Genomic DNA, 16331 nt, shown 5'->3' on the forward strand with positions numbered 1-16331 from the left:
TGCCTTTGGCGCACGCTGCTACCGGTCGGCCGTCCCACTCGGCGCGCGGGTGTCCGCCGGGAGGCGGAGGATCTGGCCGGCGGCGGTGCCGACGAGGACCGTGCCGTCCGGGGCCGCGTGCAGCGAGAGCGGGCCGTACCGGGGCAGTGTGCATCGGCCGATGACCGCACCGTCGGCTGTGTCGCAGGAGACGAGGGTGTCGTCGGCGCACAGGGCGTACAGGACGCCGTCGTGAGTGTCGAGGTCGATGACCTCGGAGTCCAGCGGCCGGCTCCAGAGGACGTCGCCGGACGGGAAGGCCCGGCGGACCAGCTCCGTCCGCCCGTGCAGGAGCGCTCGGCCTGCGGTGTCGTCGGCGTACACCGCTCTGCCGAGCGGCGCGTCGACGGCGAAGAGCACGTTCTCGACGGTCCCGGTCGGATCGAGGGCGATCACATCCCGGCGCCGCCGCCCGTACAGCAGTTCGGGGCAGCGGCGGACGTCGAGCGGGACGAGGTCGTACCGGTCCGGCTCGTGGGCCGCGCCGAGCGGGGTGCCGTCGGCGGCGAAGATCCGCGTGTTGGGCGGGGTGGGCGGCTCTGTCTCGATGCTGCGGTTGTAGGTGTCCCGGATGGCCCAGATCCCGTCCGTACGGGCGCAGAGCGCGGCCGAGAAGGGGACGGAGAGGCGATCGAGGACCGTGCCGTCGGAGGTGGCGACGAGCGGGAAGTCGGTCCGCGTGCGGGAGTCCGGGCCGGAGACGGCGACCCGCACCGTACGCTCGTCGGCGGCGACCTCGATACGGGTGCCACCCATCGCCGAGGGCGCGGGCACGCTCCACAGCAGCGATCCGTCCGGGGCCCAGCACTCAACCGCCGTGTGCACGCGGGTGGCGAGCACACGGCCGTCACGGAGCCCCGCCACAGCCCGGACCCCACCTCGCCCGTCGTACGTCCGTCCCACCCGCTCCGCGAAGGCGCGCAGCAGCGGCTGCGGACGCGGTATCTCGTCGTACAGGGACGGGCCGTCCGGGTCGAGCGAGGTCCGGTCGAGAGCGGTCAGATCGAGGGCGTCGGGATCGAGGCCGAGCCAGTCGTCGCGTACGACGGTGGCCCGGGACATCAGGTGCTCGTACTCGTCGTCCGGGTGCACGGCGAAGAAGGTGAGTTCGAGGGTCCTGTCGTCCAGCCAGCGGACCGGCTCGATGCCCCAGGCGGGGTCGGCGAAGTCGACACGGTGGCCGGTGTCGGGTTCGAGGAGGGTGAGGCCGCCTTCGCGGTCGTACTCGTCGCCGTTGTCCAGGCCGATGGCGAGTAACGGGAGCGTGGGGTGGAAGGCGATCGACTCGGCGTCCATCGTGAAGGTCAGCAGGCGGGCGCAGGACAGGTCGGCGGTACGGAAGAGGGCGACCCGGCTGAGGCGGTGCAGCACCGAACTGACCGCGATCCACCGCTCGTCGGCGCTGACGACCACTTGGGTGGCGTACCCGCGCAGTTCGGGAAAGGGGTCGTCGTGGAAGGGGGTGTACGAGGTCGTCGGCTCAGCCATGATGCTCCGTCATGTGGGCGAACGTGGCGCGGGCCAGGGTGTTCAGGACATCCGGCGTCGCCGCTGGCACGAGGGTCCGGAAGGACCCTGCGAAGGCGGCCGACTCCGTGCACAGCGCCTGCACCTCCAGAGCCTGGGTGAGGCGCGGTATCAACTCGTAGAAGCAGAAGGGGTGCTCGGCCTCGATGAACGCCCTCAGGCTCTCCTCGTACGACGCGTACTCGCCGTCGTACGCCCAGTTGTCCAGCGCGAGCAGCAGCGGGAACTGCGTGCGCACCTCCCACGCGGCGAGTGGCACCTCCTCGTACGACGCCTCCCGCTCGCGGTCCGCGAGCCGCAGCAGCATCGCAAGATCGGTCATGAACTCGGGCACGCTCTTGTGTGCGGCGGCCGCCGTCCACGCCCGTCGGGTGTCCGCCGGGCAGGTCGCGAAGAACTCCTCTGTGAACGCTACGGCCAGGTAGTCCAACTGGGAGGCGAGCGGCTGCAGGTCGTGCAGCCAGGCCACGTCCCAATGGTTGATGCGCGAAACCCTCTTGAAGCGCAGCACCTCCCACTCCAGCGGGTCGGGCCCGCCTGCGGCGAGCCCGACGAGGTGCGCGATCGGTCCGTCAGCGAACATGCCTTCCGGATGCAGTGCCATGAACTCCCCCTTGTCGATCACGTCCATCTAATCGCCCTGTGGTCGCGTCGCAGCACGCCGGGTGGCCGATCGGAAGCGTCGAGGGCGGGCCGCGACGCGTGCGCGATGCCGGGGTGTTCGCGGCGGTACGGCGGCCTCCAGCCGGGCCGCCGAAGGGCAGCGGACGCTTCTCTGCCGAGCGGCCGACTCTGCTTCCACCGCCTCGAACGGGGGCGCGGGATCGCCATTCGCTTCGGCAGACGCATGTGCATCGCGCCCCCGCCGCACTCCCGCGTTGCGCAGTATCGTCAGGTGGCGGGATCGCCATTCGCCTCGGCAGACGCATGTACATTGCGGCCCCGCCGCACTCCCGCGTTGCGCAGCACCGTCAGGTGGATTCGCGGTGTGGTCGGTGAGAGGTCGTCCAGTACGGGCCACCGCGGAAGTACACGGTGCCGTGGTGGCGTGGGCGGTCGCCGCGCTCGTGGGCCGCGTCGGAGCGGTCGGCCGGGGTCGAACGCCGGGCCAGGGCCCGGAGGGTCTCCAGGCCGGCCAGCACCTCGTCACGGCGGGCCGCCGACTTCATCCACGCCGGCAGCCGGGCGAACATCCCCCTCGGCGGGGACGCGTCACGCTCGCGCAGCCGGGCACCCACGTAGGCGGCGAGCGCCTCGACGTGCTCCTCGTCGTAGGCCCACAGGGTGCGTCCCGCGCAGCGGGTCTGCAGCCACAGCGGCCGCCGGAAGAAGGGGTCCTCGGTGCCGCCCGGCACCGCGCCGACAAGACCGGCGCCCCGCTGCTCGGCCTTCCATTCGGCGACCGCGCCGCATCCGGCGCAACTGAGGCGGCGGGGCTGGAAGAACAGCTCGGTGACGTACTTCGGCGCCGCGAGGCCGGGCAGCGGCACGACGAGCGCGCGGCCACCGCACTTCGGGCAGACGACGAGCATCCGGCCGGTGAACTGGACGAGCCACCTGCCCTGGTCGTGGTGACGGACCGGTTCGGGGTGCGCGGGCTCGGGGTTCATGACGGACACCCTGCCAGGCCCGACGGCCCTTGGGCGACCGGGTTACGGCAGGGTCCGGCAAGGCCCATGCGCCGCCCTCGCGGCGGAGGAGGGCGTCGCATGGGACGAGATCTTCGCGGCCGCCGCTCGCCGGCTCTGCTGGTCGCCCCGGGTCAGTGGGCGATGCCCCGCAGCTCGATCCGACTCCGGCTCCGCTCGGGATCCGCGACTGGCCGGTCGTCCGAGTCGGTGGCCGAGGGCGGAACCTCGACGACGAAGAACAGGAAGGTGGTTTTGACCGAAAGGTCATGGAAGTGGTCGGGGAACAGCTCACGGGCGGCCGGGTCGGGCTGCGGCTCGCTGATGACGGAAAGGCGGAAACCGGCGGTGGTGAAGGCGTCGGTCATCGCATGCAACGGCTTGCGCCAGAACTTCATCGGGACGGACTGCCCGTTGAACGTCCAGTCGAAGGTATAGCTGGTGGTCGCGAAGTAGTCGGGCCGAGGATCCTGGATCGTGTAGGCGACGAACGGATGGTCCACCGACGCGATCAGGCGGCCGCCGGGCCTGAGCACTCGCCGCAACTCGGCCAGCGCCGGCCCCCAGTCCTCCAGGTAGTGCAGCACCAGTGACGCGACCACGTCGTCGAAGGCACCGTCGTCGAACGGCAGGCGGTCGTTCAGATCGACCACGTGCAGGGCTACGTCGTCGCCGAGCCGCCGCCTGGCCAACGCCAGCATCCCGGCGCTGGCGTCGATGCCGGTGACGATCGCACCACGCTCCAGCAGCGCAGCGGACAGGGGGCCCGAGCCGCAACCGGCGTCCAGGATCCGACGGCCGGCCACGTCTCCGGCGAGCGAGAGCATCGCGGGCCGCTCGTAGTACGCGTTCACGAGGTTGTTCTCGTTCTCCGCCGAGTAGGCCTCGGCAAAGCTGTCGTAGTCGTTCGCCCGGGCCGGATCCGTGCGCTGGTCGATGCTCTCCGGCACGTCGGTGATGCGTTCCATCGTGGCAGCCTAGTAGCCCCATGATCCGTCGGGCAGGCCTTGGCGAAGCAGCACGGTGCAGGGTGGGGAGCCTTCCCGTCTGTGCAGTTGGGGCTCGTACTCGGGAAGGCTCGTCACGTCTTCAGGACGTCGGCGGGAACAATCCGTGGGGCCGCGGAGTTTCGCTGATCATGACGACACAGCACGCAGTCCTGCGCTACACCGCGTTCTCCGCCGACCCCCAGGGCGGCAACCCCGCCGGGGTCGTCCTGGACGCGGCGGGACTCGACGACGACGCGATGCTCGCCATCGCCGCAGAACTCGGTTACAGCGAGTCGGCGTTCCTGACCGCCCCGCCCGAGGACCTCGGCGACGCGAGCGGGCGGGCCTTCACCATCCGGTACTTCAGCCCCAAGGCCGAGGTCCCGTTCTGCGGCCACGCCACCGTGGCGACGGCCGTTGCCCTCGGCGAGCACATCGGCCCCGGCGACCTGGTGTTCGCCACCCGGGCGGGGACGGTGCCGGTGAGCGTGACCGAGGAGTCCGGCACCATGCGGGCCACTCTCACCACCGTCGAGCCGTACGTCGAGGCGGTCGGCGACGCGGACCTCGCGGAGGCGCTCGCCGCCCTCGACTGGCCCGCCGCCGACCTCGACACCGCCCTGCCCCCGCGCATCGCCTTCGCGGGCGCCCGGCACCTCGTCATCGGCGCTGCGACCCGGGAGCGCCTCGCGGACCTCTCGTACGACTTCTCACGACTCGAAACGCTCATGCACCGACTCGACCTGACCACCGTCCAGCTGGTGTGGCGCGAGTCCGGGACCGTCTTCCACGTACGCGACCCCTTCCCCGTCGGCGGCGTCGTGGAGGACCCGGCGACCGGCGCGGCAGCCGGCGCCTTCGGCGCCTATGCCCGCGAGCTCGGCTTGGTCCCGGACTCGTCGGTCCTCACCCTCCACCAGGGCGCCGACATGGGCCGCCCGGGCGTCCTGACGGTGGAGCTGCGCGAAGGCGACGCCCAGGTGCGGGTCAGCGGAACCGGGACCCGAATCGCCTGAGCCGGCCCGTCCGGCAATGCCATGCCTGGCCGCGTCCCTACACTGTCGGGCCGTGGAGAACGGGCTCACCCACGAAGGCAGCGCCTTCATCAACCTTCGGGACTACAGGTTCCAGGCTGGGACGGCGCATGCCTTTCGGTGGGTCGATGCCAAGCGTCTGCGGCTGCCCGCGGAGTCTGTCGGTGACGGAGGGCTGCTCGCCGCGCTCATCGGGCATGAACAGTTTCGCGACGACTACGCAGGTGGTGGAGTCCTACCCGAGGGGACCAGGCACGGCCCGTACTGGCTGAGGCTGGTCACCCCCGGCGTGTACGAAGCGGTCAGCCGGGAGAAGAGCGAGCTCATCCTGCGCGCGTGGCTGAACCAGTTCGGGGCCGTCGGCAGGGCCGGCTTCCGGCGATGTCAGACGAGCAGCGCGGCGGCTTGCTCGCGTGCCTGGTGCAGCCAGGATGCGCGCGTCTCATCGGTCGAATCGGCGACCGTGCGGAAGACGACCCGGCGGACGTCGGTGACCCCCACGTACGGCAACACGCAAGCCGACCAGATCCTGTCCAGCGGATCGCCGAACTCGCTCTCTTCGCGGTCCGCGGGAGTGTCCGAGGTGTTCAGGACCAGGGCCCGGCCGGCCTTCAGCAGCCCGGCGGGCTCGCCTTCCGCAGTGCTCAGCTTGTACGCGACGCCGGCCGCCAGCACGCGCTGCACCCAGCCCGTGAGGACAGCGGGCGGCATTCCCCACCAGTTCGGGTGCACGAACACCATGGCGTCGAGGGTGGCCACTTCCGCGCGGTGCAGCTCCACCTGCGAGTCCGTGGCGTACGAGACCGGATGAACCGTCCGCGTCTCGTCGGCGGCCAGCACGGGTGCGAACCCTTCGGCACAGAGGTCGTGCGCGAGCACCTCGCACCCGCGGCCGCGCAGTTCTTCCACAACAGCGTCGAACACGGCGTGGTTGAAGCTGCCCGGCCGTGGGTGTGCGAGATAGACCCCTGCGCGCATTGCTCATCCCCCGAGGACATCAGTAGCCGTTGGCCAACGATTCGCGAGCAGCTTATGCATCCGAGTCGTCCGACCGCCACTCGATCGATCATCGTCGCCGATTCCACAACTACCCATGAATGGCGTTTCGTTGCTCGACCCATCGGCTTCCCGGCAGGACGGACGGCGTGGCGTAGGGGTCAGGCGTGGGGCTCGCCGCGGAGCGTCCTGAAGCGGCGCCTCAGCCGGCGTAGTCCCGGATGACCATCCGTGCCAGCGTGGTCCGGGCGGGGGCCAGTTCGTGCGCGACCGCCGCCAGGCGCTCGTCGTCCCAGACGACCCCGGCCGGGTGGGGCCCGCCCGCGGCCGCGCACCGTCGCCGCAAGTGTGTCGGCGGATGAGTGTCGTCCACGCTGTGTCCACGCCGGGCGGAAACCCTCCGCAAGCGCTCGTATTCGTGCGCCGGCACGGCCCGCATTCGCTCGGCCAGCCTTTCCCACAGCTGCTGCTCGGCGAGCTCCCTGGCTTCCCGGCCGGCGGCTCCGCCTCGCATCCGAGCGGCCACCGACTCCCGTTGCAGCACCGATTCGGCCGAGTCGCACAGCAGCAGCCGGTCCATCAGGGCGACGGCGGCCTCAGTGGACCCCGCCCGGGCCGCACTCGCGTCGGCCAGGTACTCGGCCCGCTGGGACGCGCGCAACGTCAGGTGGTCCAGTACGGTCAGCGTCCCCAGAACCAGACACCGGGGCAGGAACACGAGGGCGTTCACGAATCGGTCCATCAGCCCCTCCGGCTCGGACGGCGCCAGGAAGTAGAGCCACAGGTGCAGCGAGCGCAGTGCACCGCTGGTGACCGTTCCATGGCGGAGGTCGCCATGGGCGAAGTGTCCGAGCTCGTGCCCGAGCAGAGCCATGCGTTCCTGCGGGGTGAGCATCTCCCACAGCGCAAGCCCCAGGTACAGCACGCGCCGCCTGCGCAGACCGTACGTCGTGACCGCCGCGTTGGCCTTGGCATCGACGACCACAACGTCCACTCCGGTCGTTCCTGTCAGAACGCCGACCTCGTCGATCAATTCGAACAGCTTCGGCGCGTCGGCGCGGTGCAGAAGCAGCGCGTCCTGGGGAAGTCGCCCGAATCGTGGTCGCAATACTGCTGCGACCGCGAGGAGCAGCGCCCCGATGATGGGCTGGGCACCGGAGTTCCACCCGAGGACGACCAGCATGATTCCGGCGACTGCGACGAACACGGTGAGTCCGTGGACGAGCATCGACAGCGTCAGCGCGAGCAGAGCGGCGACGTCACGCCCCGGCCGTGCGACCCCGGCTCCCTCCATCTCATCGGCCAGCTCCTGCCCGTACCGATGCGCAAGCCGGCGCCGCGCGGCGGCGATCCGTCCAGGCTCCGGATCCGGAGCCCCCGGATCCACGTTCCAGTCGCAGGCAGCACACCACTGCACGAACTGGCCGTCGGCAGGCAAGGGGGTCGAGCACTCGGGGCATTCCCTTGTGGTCGTCGAAGTCCTCGTCTGCACGTCACTGCTGGTATGCACGTTTCCTCCCCACGCATGGGCCCCTCCCCAGGACCTGCGGCTCGGAGGATATCCGGCACGGCGACACGGCCCGAACGGGTATTCCGCTTGAGGTCGCGACCGCGGTGGAGACGCGCGTATCAGCGCTTCGGTGAGCTTGGTGTGCAGGCGATCGTCGAGGGCGCGCCCGGTGCCGGGGAACGCGATCCGGCGGAATCTCATGCGGAGGAGGGGGCCATCGTGATCTACGTTGATCGGCATGAGCGCCCCCAGGCGGAGTTACCGGTATGTCGGGCCGGAGCATGTGCGGGCCTCCGTCCACTCGGCGGACAGCGGGACCGTCATCCGCACAGCGGCCGACTTCGCAAGGTGGGCGGCGGCTCGAACCCGCGACGAACTGGCTGAGCCCTTCACCTTCGTCATCGACACGGACGGTGCTCTTCGGCTGGCCCCACGCCGCAGCGAGCACGTCGCGTGCGCGGGCGGAGAGCGCGTGCTCAGCGCCGGCGAGATCGGATTCCGCGTCGAGTCAGGACGCTGGGTGGTGGGCGAGGCCAGCAACCAGTCGACCGGGTACTGCCCGGACATCGCGTCCTGGCCCGCCGTAGCGAGGGGACTAAAGCGAGCTGGGCTCGATCATCCCGGCAGGTTCACGCACGAGGTGGTGTTCCGTTGGTGTCTCGCCTGCCAGGAGCACAACGTCGTGCGAGATGGCTACTTCGTCTGCGTCTTCTGCGACGCGGACCTCCCCATGCAGTGGAACATCGACCCTGAGACCGAGGCCGCAAACGGCGGTCGAGCGGCCGGTCCCACCGTTGGTCGAGTCGGAGTGTCTCAATAGCCAGGCGAACGGAATGGTTTCCCTCATGTCCTGTGTCCGTAACGGTCCCCCGGAGCAGGAGCTCGGCATCGGGAAGCCGGGCGAGGTGAACCTGTCGGAGCGGCGTGAAGGGGAATGGTTCCCGTGGCCGGCCCGGTCTTGGGTCAGCTGAGCCGGGTGGTGACGTACGCCTCGATGGCGTCCCGCTGGTACGCGGCCGGGCCGGGTGCGATCGCCTCGTACGCCGCGCGCCAGGCCTCGTTGTCCACGCAGGAGCGTCCGATGGTGCGGTACTCCTCGGCGGACAGGGCTCGCAGTTCGGTCAAGGCCTGGTACTGGGCGTCGATCCGGGCCTGTACGGGCTCGGCGTCAGCCGGACGGCCGGCAGCCATCAGGATCAGAGGGCTGGATGCCCTCGAACAGGTTCTCCGGTCCGTTGATGGCGGTCATGGGTGTGCCGTCCTTCCTGGACTGCTCCAGTTCGGCGATCGTGCGGGAGACGGTGCCGGACAGGGCTCCCCGGCGCCGGGCCGGGTCGCCGCTCGCCTCGGGTCCGGCGCGTCCCGTCCCGGTCGTGGCAGGAGTACGCCGCTAGCGACCTGGCGGGGACCCCGGCGGGGTGTTGCTCGGCCCGGCGGGGGCGGACAGCAGGTCCAGCAGGCCGGCGATCTCGTGGCCCGCTTCGGCAGGGTGGCGGAACTGGGCCTTGGCGTTGATCTCGTAGCGGTTGCGCCGGCCGTCCGAGCCGCGCATGCGGGTGACGTATCCGTCCGCCTCCAGATCGGCGACGATCGCTTGCACGGTCCTCTCCGTCACCCCGCAGTCGGTCGCGACGTCCTTCAACCGGACGCCGGGATCCCGGGCGAGCATGAGAAGCACCCGAGCGTGATTCGTGAGAAAGGTCCAGCTCGGGTGGTGGCGAGCACCATCTGCCATGTCATACCTCTGCCCAGCCCCGCCGTGGATCATTCAGCATACGTCCTGATTTTCACGTATTCCTTGACGTATGTCAGCGGTACGTGCACCATGGCGGGTGGGAGCGCTCTGACGGAATCCGACCCGGCCCGAGCGGCGCCCGCCGCCTCGCCACCTGCTGGGGGTGCATGATGACCTCCGACGACCGCCACATCCCCTGTGGGGTATGCGGATGCCCCATCGGCCCGCGCCCGCACAGGGGACGCGTACCTGATTCCTCCTACGTAGACCCCCGCGACCCCCGCCACGACGGCCAGCGCCCCTTGCTGGCCTGCAGCAGCGAGCACCTCGCTCATCTCGAGGAGAAGGTACGAGGCCGTCCGTACCACGAGGCAGAGCTGTGGTTCGCGAAGATCACCCAGGTCATGGCGCGACATCACTACGGCATCAGCATGGCCGATCTCAGTCTGGAAACCGGACTCGACCTGCATCAGCTCGAAGCAGGGGCTCTCTGGATCACCCAGCTCCACCACGCCCCGCGCTCCGCGGCCCGCAACCGCGACGCCGCCTGAATCCCTTCGCGGATCAGCGTCCCGGGTGGGGGTTGCGCCGTGCGCGGAGTTCCGCGGCGTGCGGAAGGCCGCTCGACCCCGGACAATGATCGGTGGCCCCCTGCCGGGCCGCCCCCGTTGGGCATGGAACGTCCCGCCCAGCAGGGACGCGGCACAGAAGGAGACCGTCATGCTCATCACGTACGCCATCGAGGACGGCGTCCTGCACGTGACGCTTCTGCGTGACCTCGACATCAGCACACGAGCCGCGGCCTCCCTGGAAACCGAGGCGCTCGTCCACGCCCACCGCCCACGACACGTCCGCGTACAGCTGCCTACGTTCGATCCGTCGCCGGCCTCGCTCAGCGCACTGACGCGCGCCCGGCGGCTCTGCGAGCACCTGGGCATCCCTCTCAGCGTCGTCGGCCCCGCGCAGGCGTCCATGCCCGAGGCGAACCCCTCGACGCCGGGCGCCGCGGCCTGACTGGATGAGGTCGGCCGGCGAACGCGGCACGTACGGCGTCATCGCCGGGTCGAGCAGCCGCATTCCCGGTCGGTCGGCAGCTCCGGAGGCGTAGCCGCTACTCCGGCAGCGGGCGGTCGTCGATGACGTTCAGCCCGATGGCGGCCGGGGCGACGACGGCACGGTAGCCGCGTCGGCGTGCCGGCCCGCACCGTCCTGAAGACGATGCCCTCGGCCGCCCGCGCCGTCACCTCCGGTGCCATGATGATCGCCATTGGTGGGTTCCTGCTGGTGCAACGCCTGGCCTGCTGACGCACCACCTCGCCCTGTACACAGACGAAGGAGAGCACGTGGAAGACCGGTCGCAGCGGGAACAGGCGAGCCCCGAGGTGCAGAAGCGCATCCAGGCGAGCTTCGACCGCCAGGGACTCATGGCTCACCTCGGTGCCCGGATATCCCGCATCGGCCCCGGCCGCGTGCACATCGTCCTCCCGAGTCGGCCCGAAGTGACCCAGCAGCACGGCTACTTCCACGCCGGCGCCACCAGTGCCGTCGCGGACACCGCCGGTGGCTACGCCGCGTACACGCTGTTCCCCGAGGACAGCGAGGTGCTCACGGTCGAGTACAAGATCAACCTGCTCGCGCCCGCGACCGGCGATCATCTTGAGGCGGTCGGGACCGTCCTGAAGGCCGGACGCACCTTGACCGTGTGCCAGTTGGAGGTGTTCGGTGTCCAGGAGGACGGCGCGCGCAAGCTCGTCGCCAACGGCCAGCAGACGCTCATCCGCGTGAACAGGCCCGAAGAGTAGGCCGAGGCACCGAGCGGTCGCGCGTCACGCCCATTCGACGCCCAGGTCGGCGAGCGCGGCGCGTTGTTCCCGAGTGAGTCCGTCGCGGCGGGTCTTGGTGTTGGTGACCCAGACTCCCAGCTTCACGGCCAGCGGCTCCGCCTGCCCGTCGAGGACGAGTTCCTCGGTATGGGCGCGTGGGACGCGGTGTGTCCCTTCCCGGGCGACGTACTGCGCGAGTGCCGCGAGGCCGCGCTGGAACGCCGCCGACGCTTTCGTCGGTCCCTTCGTGGTCCGGGAATCGGCAGGACGCTCGGCCGGCTCGATGCCCAGCGCGGTGAGCCGTTCCCTCTGCTCCGCGGACAGTTCCGCCCAGGCGTGGGCCTGTCGTTCGATCCACCGGCCGAGGTCGTCGCCGTCGAAGAGGACGCCGGGCGCGATCGCCGGCAGGACGCCGTCCGCGTCGACGAGGTCGGACAGGACGCGGTGGTGGCGTTGCCAGTCCAGTGGCCAGGGGCACGCCCAGTCCCGGTCGATCGCGTCCAGCTGCGCGGCACGTGCGGCGGCGCGTTCGGGGTTCTTGCCGAGTCCGCCGGTACGACGGAGGTTGGCGACGAGCTGCCCGATCGCGTGGACGTCGGCGTCGCTCTCGCCCCAGCGGGCGTCCTGGCGGGGGGCGAGGTGGCCGTGGGCGCGGCGGTAGGAACGTAGTATGGCGAGCTTGGTCTCCCATGCCTCCTCTCCCGGCTCCCACACCATCCCCGCCCCGTCGAGAAGTTCCTGACGGTACGCATCGAGCTCGCCGGCACGCAGGGCCTTGCGCTGCTGGTGGACCCAGCGGCCGAGGGGGAAGCGGGTGACGCCGAGCTCGACCTCGGTGTCGTACGGGACCGCGTACAGCCCCTCGATGGCCTGCTCCTCGCGCCACCGGCGCAGGGCCTGGTAGCCCTCCAGCCACACGAGGGACTCGGGCCGGTAGACGCGGGTGCGGAGGAACGCGGAGATGGTGGCCGGATCGCGGGGGCCGGAGAAATGCAGCAGCGCCGACTCGACGATCGGCCCGCGCCCGGCCTCCCTGGTCTCGGCCTCGCCCTCTCCGTCGGCGCGGATGATGCGGCCGTCGGCGTCGCGGACGAGGTGGTGGAGCTTCTCCCTGGGCGGGCGGGTGAGCGCGCGGGACGCGAGCTGTTCGACGAGGTGCTCGTCATGGGAGCGCAGGCCCTGGAGCACGGCGACGAGGGGGGCGTACGAGGCCGAGGCGACCATGTCCTCGGGGTCTTCGCCGGCTTCGAGGAAGACCGGGACGATGATGCGGGCGGTCTTGGCCGTGCCGTCGGGATGGGGGCGCAGGGCGCGGCCGATGTTCTGGACGATCTCGACCTGGGATCCGCGCGTGTCGGCGAAGCAGATCGCCTCGACTCCGCGCTCGCCGACGATGTCGACGCCTTCGCCGAGGACACGTACGGAAGCGAGGAACGCGCGGTGCACCCTCGCGCCGTCGGAGTCGATGCCGTTGGCGAACTGACGCAGGGTCTCGCGGCGTTCGGCGACGAGATGGTCCCCGCACAGCCACGCCGACCACACCCGGCCCGGCGGTACGTGCCGGTAGGGCTCCAGCTCGTACGGCTGCGCGTCGATCGAGGAGGCCGGCAGCGCGGAAGCGCCGTCGAGGAATCTGTCGGACGCCTCGGTGGCGTACAGCTGGGCGGCCGTCTCGGGCAGCTTGCCCGCGAACGCCGCCGCCTCCTCGACCCGGTGATGGAACGTCATCACGGTCTTCAGATTGTGGCGCGCGGCGTGTTCGAGGAGCGCGGTCTGCAGCAGGGCGAGCCGGCGGCCGCGCAGCGCTTCCTCGGAGCGTTCCGAGCCGCCCTCGCCGAGGGCCCGCGGTCCCCCGACCGGCTCCGGGTCGCGGATCTCGATCACGTCGATCTCGAATCCGGCGAGGATCTCGCGCTCGATCGCCTCCGACAGCCCGAGCTCGTGGATCCACTCCCCGTACGGGCCGTCAGGGTCGGAGACCATGGACGCGATCTCCGCCTCCCGGCCGCCGTTGCGCGGCCGGGCCGCGGCGAGGACGCGCGGCGTCGCTGTCAGGTAGAGGCGGAAGTCGGCGGGGATGCGGGCCTGGTCGTGGATCGCGGACCACGACCGTCCAAGATCCCCTGCGGTGCCGTGCGCCTCGTCGACGACCGCGAGGTCGAACCGGTGCATCGTCTGTCCGTACAGGCGCTCTCCGCCCGCGAGCGCGGCTTCGAGCGGCCCGCGGACCTTGGCCTGTCCCGACGGGTCCTGCGGGTCGTCCCGGTCCACCAGAGAGGCGTACGTGGAGAACACGACCACCGGCCCCGTCCCCGCCCACAGCGCGAGCTGGATCGGGTTGGTCGTCGACCGCACCCCGAGCCGCTCCAGGACGTCGTCCTTCTCCAGCGAGCACACCGCCACCATCGGCCCGTTGTGGCCGACGCGGCGCCATGCCTGCGCGGTCTGCACCAGCAGGTCGAGTGTGGGCACCATGACGAGGATCCGGCCGCCGGAGAAGCAGGACAGGGCGGCCGAGGCGGCGGTGATCGTCTTGCCCGATCCGGTCGCGGACACGAACGTCGCCCGCTCCCCGGCCGGCCGCACGGCCGACCTGGCCGGGAACCCGGCCCACCGGCGGATGTGGGCCAGTCCGTCGACCTGGTGCTCGCGGAGCTGGATACCCGGCACTTGTGCTCTTCTCCCCGCCTCAGAGACCGAACTCGATGTTCTGCACGTCGAGCATGTGCACCTCCTCCAGGCTGCCGGCGCGGGTGCCGCGGTTCTGGAAGTACACCTCCTTCAGCCCCTCTGCCGCGATCTTCCTCAACTGGGCGTCGGACGCCCCCTGTTCCTGGGCGTTGAAGAGGCGAGCGGCGAACTGCGGTGGCAACGCCACGGTGAGGTGCCTCATGCGGGCCTCGTCGGTGGTGCCGACCGGGGCGCTGTAGCCGAGCCGGGCCCGGACGTCGACGACGATGCCGTTCGTGCTGGACGCCGCCTTCTTGGCCTTCGCCCGCACCTGCGGCTGCCACCGCTTCCTCACCTCCGCCTCCATACGGCCGGCCAGGTCGGGGCGGGGCTTTCTGATCTGGTCCTTGACGTACCGCTCGACGGTGCGCTGGCTGATCCGCAGCATCCGGGCGACAGCCTTCGTCCCCTTCATCTGCTTGACCAGGTAACGCATCTGCGCACCGGCGCTCTTGGGGATCGGGCGGGTGACCGCCTGCTCCAGTGCCCTGTCGAGACCTTCGCCGACCGAGTTCGCCATCGCCTGCTCCTACTCCCCCGTGTCCTGGGCGGCGATGTCGCCGGTCTTGATGTAACGGGCCAGGTTGAGCTCTTGGCCGTACTCCTCGCGGATGCCCTCGGCCCACAGCACGCTCTGGGTGCCCTCGTGCTTGACCATCCCCGGGGAGACGCCGATCCGGAAGCTGCCCGGCACCGTCTTCCCCTCGGCGTCGTACGGCAGGACGTCCAGCGGGCTCGGTCCGTCGGCGGCGTAGACGGCGCAGTCCGACAGGACCGCCACCGGGTAGCGGCCGGTCTCGGCGGCGAGCGCGACGATCTTACGGTGCATTCCGACGCGGGCGCGGGAGATGACCGCGGCACGGATGTCGGGGCGCCATGTCGGGCGGGCGAGCGCCGGCCACGGCTGTCCGGGGCGCCAGCCCCCGCCGCGCGGACGTTCGCGGAGCTTGCCGATGCCGCCCTTCACCGTGGCCTTGATCGCGGACACCACGATCGCCATCTCGGGGTCGTGCTGCTTGTAGCCGTCCATCGCCGCGAGCAGCTCGGTCGGGTTCAGGTCCTCGGTCACGCCGAGATCGGCCATGGTGGCGACGTACGCGTCACGCAGGCGCTTGTACCAGTCGTCGAGGAAGCGGCCGCTCTCCGGGCGGATCCATGCCTCGGCCGGGGCGACGTCGTAGCCGAGCTCGACCGCATAGGCCACCGTCGGGGTCGCGTACCAGGCCGGGCCCTCGGGCCGCTCGCCGGACGGGGTGAACGGGCTGGGGAGCAGGTCGGCTTCGAGGGTGTGCCACTGCTTGCCGACCTTCACCCGGGACAGGTCGACGTGGGAGAGGTCGACCAGCCACGCCCCGGGGCGCTTCGCGTCGAACTGCGGGTCGGTCACATGGACCGGCGGTTGGGCGAGGCCGACGATCGCGCCGTTCGAGGCGGCGGCGAAGGCCATGTTCACGTCGATGCCGACCAGATGACGCCGCATGCACTCGGCGTCCGTGAGCGGCCGCGCCCAGTCGTACGCCTCCTCCAGCAGCATCTCGGCCGGCCCCCGCTGATGGAAGCGCGGCAGGTCGGCGAGGAGCGGATGCCCGTCGGGGGCCTCGCACGGCGCGCAGTCGACCGCGTCCTTCCCGAGCGACCCGGGGTTGTGCTCGCTGTGCCGCTTGCCGTTCTCGTCCGGCGCGCCGGCCCTGGTGGGCGGGCGCAGGGCGGTCATCAGCTCCAGCCCGGTCACGGCCGTGGTGCCGCGAGGTGTCAGCACCCGGGAGGCGTACGTCCCCAGGAGCCGGGCCAGTTCAGCCGGCGGAAGAGTGGCGGCGCCGTCCCAGTGGCGGGCGTCGAGCGCGTCCCAGGACGGGATGCACAGCTGCACGCACCGGCGTCGGCCCCCCTGCGCGGGGCGGTAGATCCACGCCCATGGCCCGAGGCCACGTCGGGTCAGCAGCCACTCGGCCCCGGCCAGCTGCTTGACGGTCTTGTGATCCTCCGGCAGCCGCCCTTCGAGACGCTCCTCCTCAGTCAGCCGGTCCGGCAGGCCGTAGCGCTCGCAGGCAGCCTCGGTGAGCACCAGCAGCGGGTCAGCGTCCTTGCCCGCCCCGTGCAGCCTCGGAGCACCGAGCTTCGCCTCGGCCAGCGTCCACTCCACCAGCGCGGGGAGCGAGTTGGCGGGCACGTCCAGGACGAGACCGCCCACGCAGTACGCCAGCACCTGCCCCTCGTCGTCGACGGCGACGTCGGCGGGGGGGGCGCGGCGGGCGGCGGGGGGGGCGGCGCCCCCCCGCGGCGGGGGGGTGCTCGTGCCCGCGCCGCGCCCGCGGCGGGG

At 71.1% G+C, this 16331-nt stretch carries 15 protein-coding genes and 1 pseudogene; 5 read left to right on the top strand and 11 right to left on the bottom strand.

From position 1 onward, the window contains the following. Positions 1–18 precede the first annotated feature (18 nt). The 4 genes from ACFVZW_RS07140 to ACFVZW_RS07155 form a co-directional block, all read right to left on the bottom strand. Positions 19–1527: a hypothetical protein gene (locus ACFVZW_RS07140; RefSeq protein ID WP_384517920.1), complete on the bottom strand. Its 1509-nt coding sequence runs from the start codon at positions 1525–1527 to the stop codon at positions 19–21. Further along, positions 1520–2170 carry a hypothetical protein gene (locus ACFVZW_RS07145; protein WP_384517923.1) on the bottom strand — a complete coding sequence of 217 codons (651 nt, stop codon included), beginning with the start codon at positions 2168–2170 and terminating at the stop codon, positions 1520–1522. Before ACFVZW_RS07145 ends, ACFVZW_RS07140 begins: the two co-directional genes overlap by 8 nt. A gap of 367 nt (positions 2171–2537) precedes the next feature. Next, a complete protein-coding gene (locus ACFVZW_RS07150) occupies positions 2538–3176 on the bottom strand; it encodes a hypothetical protein (RefSeq protein ID WP_384517926.1) in 639 nt (212 codons plus the stop codon). Between the two features lie 152 nt (positions 3177–3328). Beyond that, complete coding sequence (locus ACFVZW_RS07155) at positions 3329–4162, bottom strand: class I SAM-dependent methyltransferase (protein ID WP_384517929.1); 834 nt, start codon at positions 4160–4162, stop codon at positions 3329–3331. A 170-nt stretch (positions 4163–4332) separates the two neighbouring features. Between ACFVZW_RS07155 and ACFVZW_RS07160 the strand changes: the two genes are divergently transcribed. Further along, the gene (locus ACFVZW_RS07160; protein WP_384517932.1) at positions 4333–5199 is read left to right on the top strand and encodes a PhzF family phenazine biosynthesis protein; all 867 of its coding nucleotides are present in this window, start codon (positions 4333–4335) and stop codon (positions 5197–5199) included. A 402-nt stretch (positions 5200–5601) separates the two neighbouring features. Here ACFVZW_RS07160 and ACFVZW_RS07165 read toward each other — a convergent pair whose 3' ends face one another. Next, positions 5602–6195 (bottom strand): NAD(P)H-dependent oxidoreductase, encoded by a 594-nt coding sequence (locus ACFVZW_RS07165; RefSeq protein WP_384517934.1) that lies wholly within the window; start codon positions 6193–6195, stop codon positions 5602–5604. Positions 6196–6415: 220 nt separating this feature from the next. After that, positions 6416–7723, bottom strand: coding sequence for a M48 family metallopeptidase (locus ACFVZW_RS07170; protein ID WP_384517937.1), 1308 nt, complete (start codon positions 7721–7723; stop codon positions 6416–6418). A 238-nt stretch (positions 7724–7961) separates the two neighbouring features. Between ACFVZW_RS07170 and ACFVZW_RS07175 the strand changes: the two genes are divergently transcribed. Next, complete coding sequence (locus ACFVZW_RS07175) at positions 7962–8543, top strand: hypothetical protein (protein ID WP_384517940.1); 582 nt, start codon at positions 7962–7964, stop codon at positions 8541–8543. 143 nt (positions 8544–8686) lie between these two features. Here ACFVZW_RS07175 and ACFVZW_RS07180 read toward each other — a convergent pair. Continuing rightward, positions 8687–9047, bottom strand: a pseudogene (locus ACFVZW_RS07180) (TipAS antibiotic-recognition domain-containing protein); the annotation flags it as partial. A 66-nt stretch (positions 9048–9113) separates the two neighbouring features. Next, positions 9114–9491 carry a helix-turn-helix transcriptional regulator gene (locus ACFVZW_RS07185; RefSeq protein ID WP_384517942.1) on the bottom strand — a complete coding sequence of 126 codons (378 nt, stop codon included), beginning with the start codon at positions 9489–9491 and terminating at the stop codon, positions 9114–9116. A gap of 269 nt (positions 9492–9760) precedes the next feature. Between ACFVZW_RS07185 and ACFVZW_RS07190 the strand changes: the two genes are divergently transcribed. The 3 genes from ACFVZW_RS07190 (at position 9761) to ACFVZW_RS07200 (ending at position 11260) form a co-directional block, all read left to right on the top strand. Next, entirely contained in the window at positions 9761–10009 is a 249-nt protein-coding gene (locus tag ACFVZW_RS07190; protein WP_384517945.1) for a hypothetical protein, read from the top strand. 169 nt (positions 10010–10178) lie between these two features. Continuing rightward, positions 10179–10472: a hypothetical protein gene (locus ACFVZW_RS07195; protein WP_384517948.1), complete on the top strand. Its 294-nt coding sequence runs from the start codon at positions 10179–10181 to the stop codon at positions 10470–10472. Between the two features lie 329 nt (positions 10473–10801). Then, complete coding sequence (locus ACFVZW_RS07200) at positions 10802–11260, top strand: PaaI family thioesterase (protein WP_384517951.1); 459 nt, start codon at positions 10802–10804, stop codon at positions 11258–11260. A 24-nt stretch (positions 11261–11284) separates the two neighbouring features. Here the strand turns inward: ACFVZW_RS07200 and ACFVZW_RS07205 are convergent, their stop codons facing one another. The 3 genes from ACFVZW_RS07205 to tap all read right to left on the bottom strand — a co-directional run. After that, positions 11285–13951, bottom strand: a complete 2667-nt coding sequence (locus ACFVZW_RS07205) for a Helicase associated domain protein (protein WP_384517954.1) — start codon at positions 13949–13951, stop codon at positions 11285–11287. A gap of 19 nt (positions 13952–13970) precedes the next feature. Beyond that, on the bottom strand, positions 13971–14531 hold the full coding sequence (tpg, locus tag ACFVZW_RS07210) for a telomere-protecting terminal protein Tpg (RefSeq protein ID WP_384517957.1): 561 nt from the start codon (positions 14529–14531) through the stop codon (positions 13971–13973). A 9-nt stretch (positions 14532–14540) separates the two neighbouring features. Then, the coding region (tap, locus tag ACFVZW_RS07215) for a telomere-associated protein Tap (RefSeq protein WP_384517960.1) at positions 14541–16331 on the bottom strand (1791 nt) is incomplete at its 5' end.

This window comes from Streptomyces sp. NPDC059567 (assembly GCF_042735655.1).
GTDB lineage: Bacteria > Actinomycetota > Actinomycetes > Streptomycetales > Streptomycetaceae > Streptomyces.

Bases quoted from the DNA above. Each gene is read 5' to 3' on its own strand.
- tpg (WP_384517957.1), bottom strand. From the start codon at position 14,531: ATGGCGAACTCGGTCGGCGAAGGTCTCGACAGGGCACTGGAGCAGGCG.
- ACFVZW_RS07160 (WP_384517932.1), top strand. From the start codon at position 4,333: ATGACGACACAGCACGCAGTCCTGCGCTACACCGCGTTCTCCGCCGAC.
- ACFVZW_RS07195 (WP_384517948.1), top strand. From the start codon at position 10,179: ATGCTCATCACGTACGCCATCGAGGACGGCGTCCTGCACGTGACGCTT.
- ACFVZW_RS07150 (WP_384517926.1), bottom strand. From the start codon at position 3,176: ATGAACCCCGAGCCCGCGCACCCCGAACCGGTCCGTCACCACGACCAG.
- ACFVZW_RS07165 (WP_384517934.1), bottom strand. From the start codon at position 6,195: ATGCGCGCAGGGGTCTATCTCGCACACCCACGGCCGGGCAGCTTCAAC.
- ACFVZW_RS07175 (WP_384517940.1), top strand. From the start codon at position 7,962: ATGAGCGCCCCCAGGCGGAGTTACCGGTATGTCGGGCCGGAGCATGTG.
- ACFVZW_RS07140 (WP_384517920.1), bottom strand. From the start codon at position 1,527: ATGGCTGAGCCGACGACCTCGTACACCCCCTTCCACGACGACCCCTTT.
- ACFVZW_RS07185 (WP_384517942.1), bottom strand. From the start codon at position 9,491: ATGATCCACGGCGGGGCTGGGCAGAGGTATGACATGGCAGATGGTGCT.
- ACFVZW_RS07155 (WP_384517929.1), bottom strand. From the start codon at position 4,162: ATGGAACGCATCACCGACGTGCCGGAGAGCATCGACCAGCGCACGGAT.
- ACFVZW_RS07145 (WP_384517923.1), bottom strand. From the start codon at position 2,170: ATGGCACTGCATCCGGAAGGCATGTTCGCTGACGGACCGATCGCGCAC.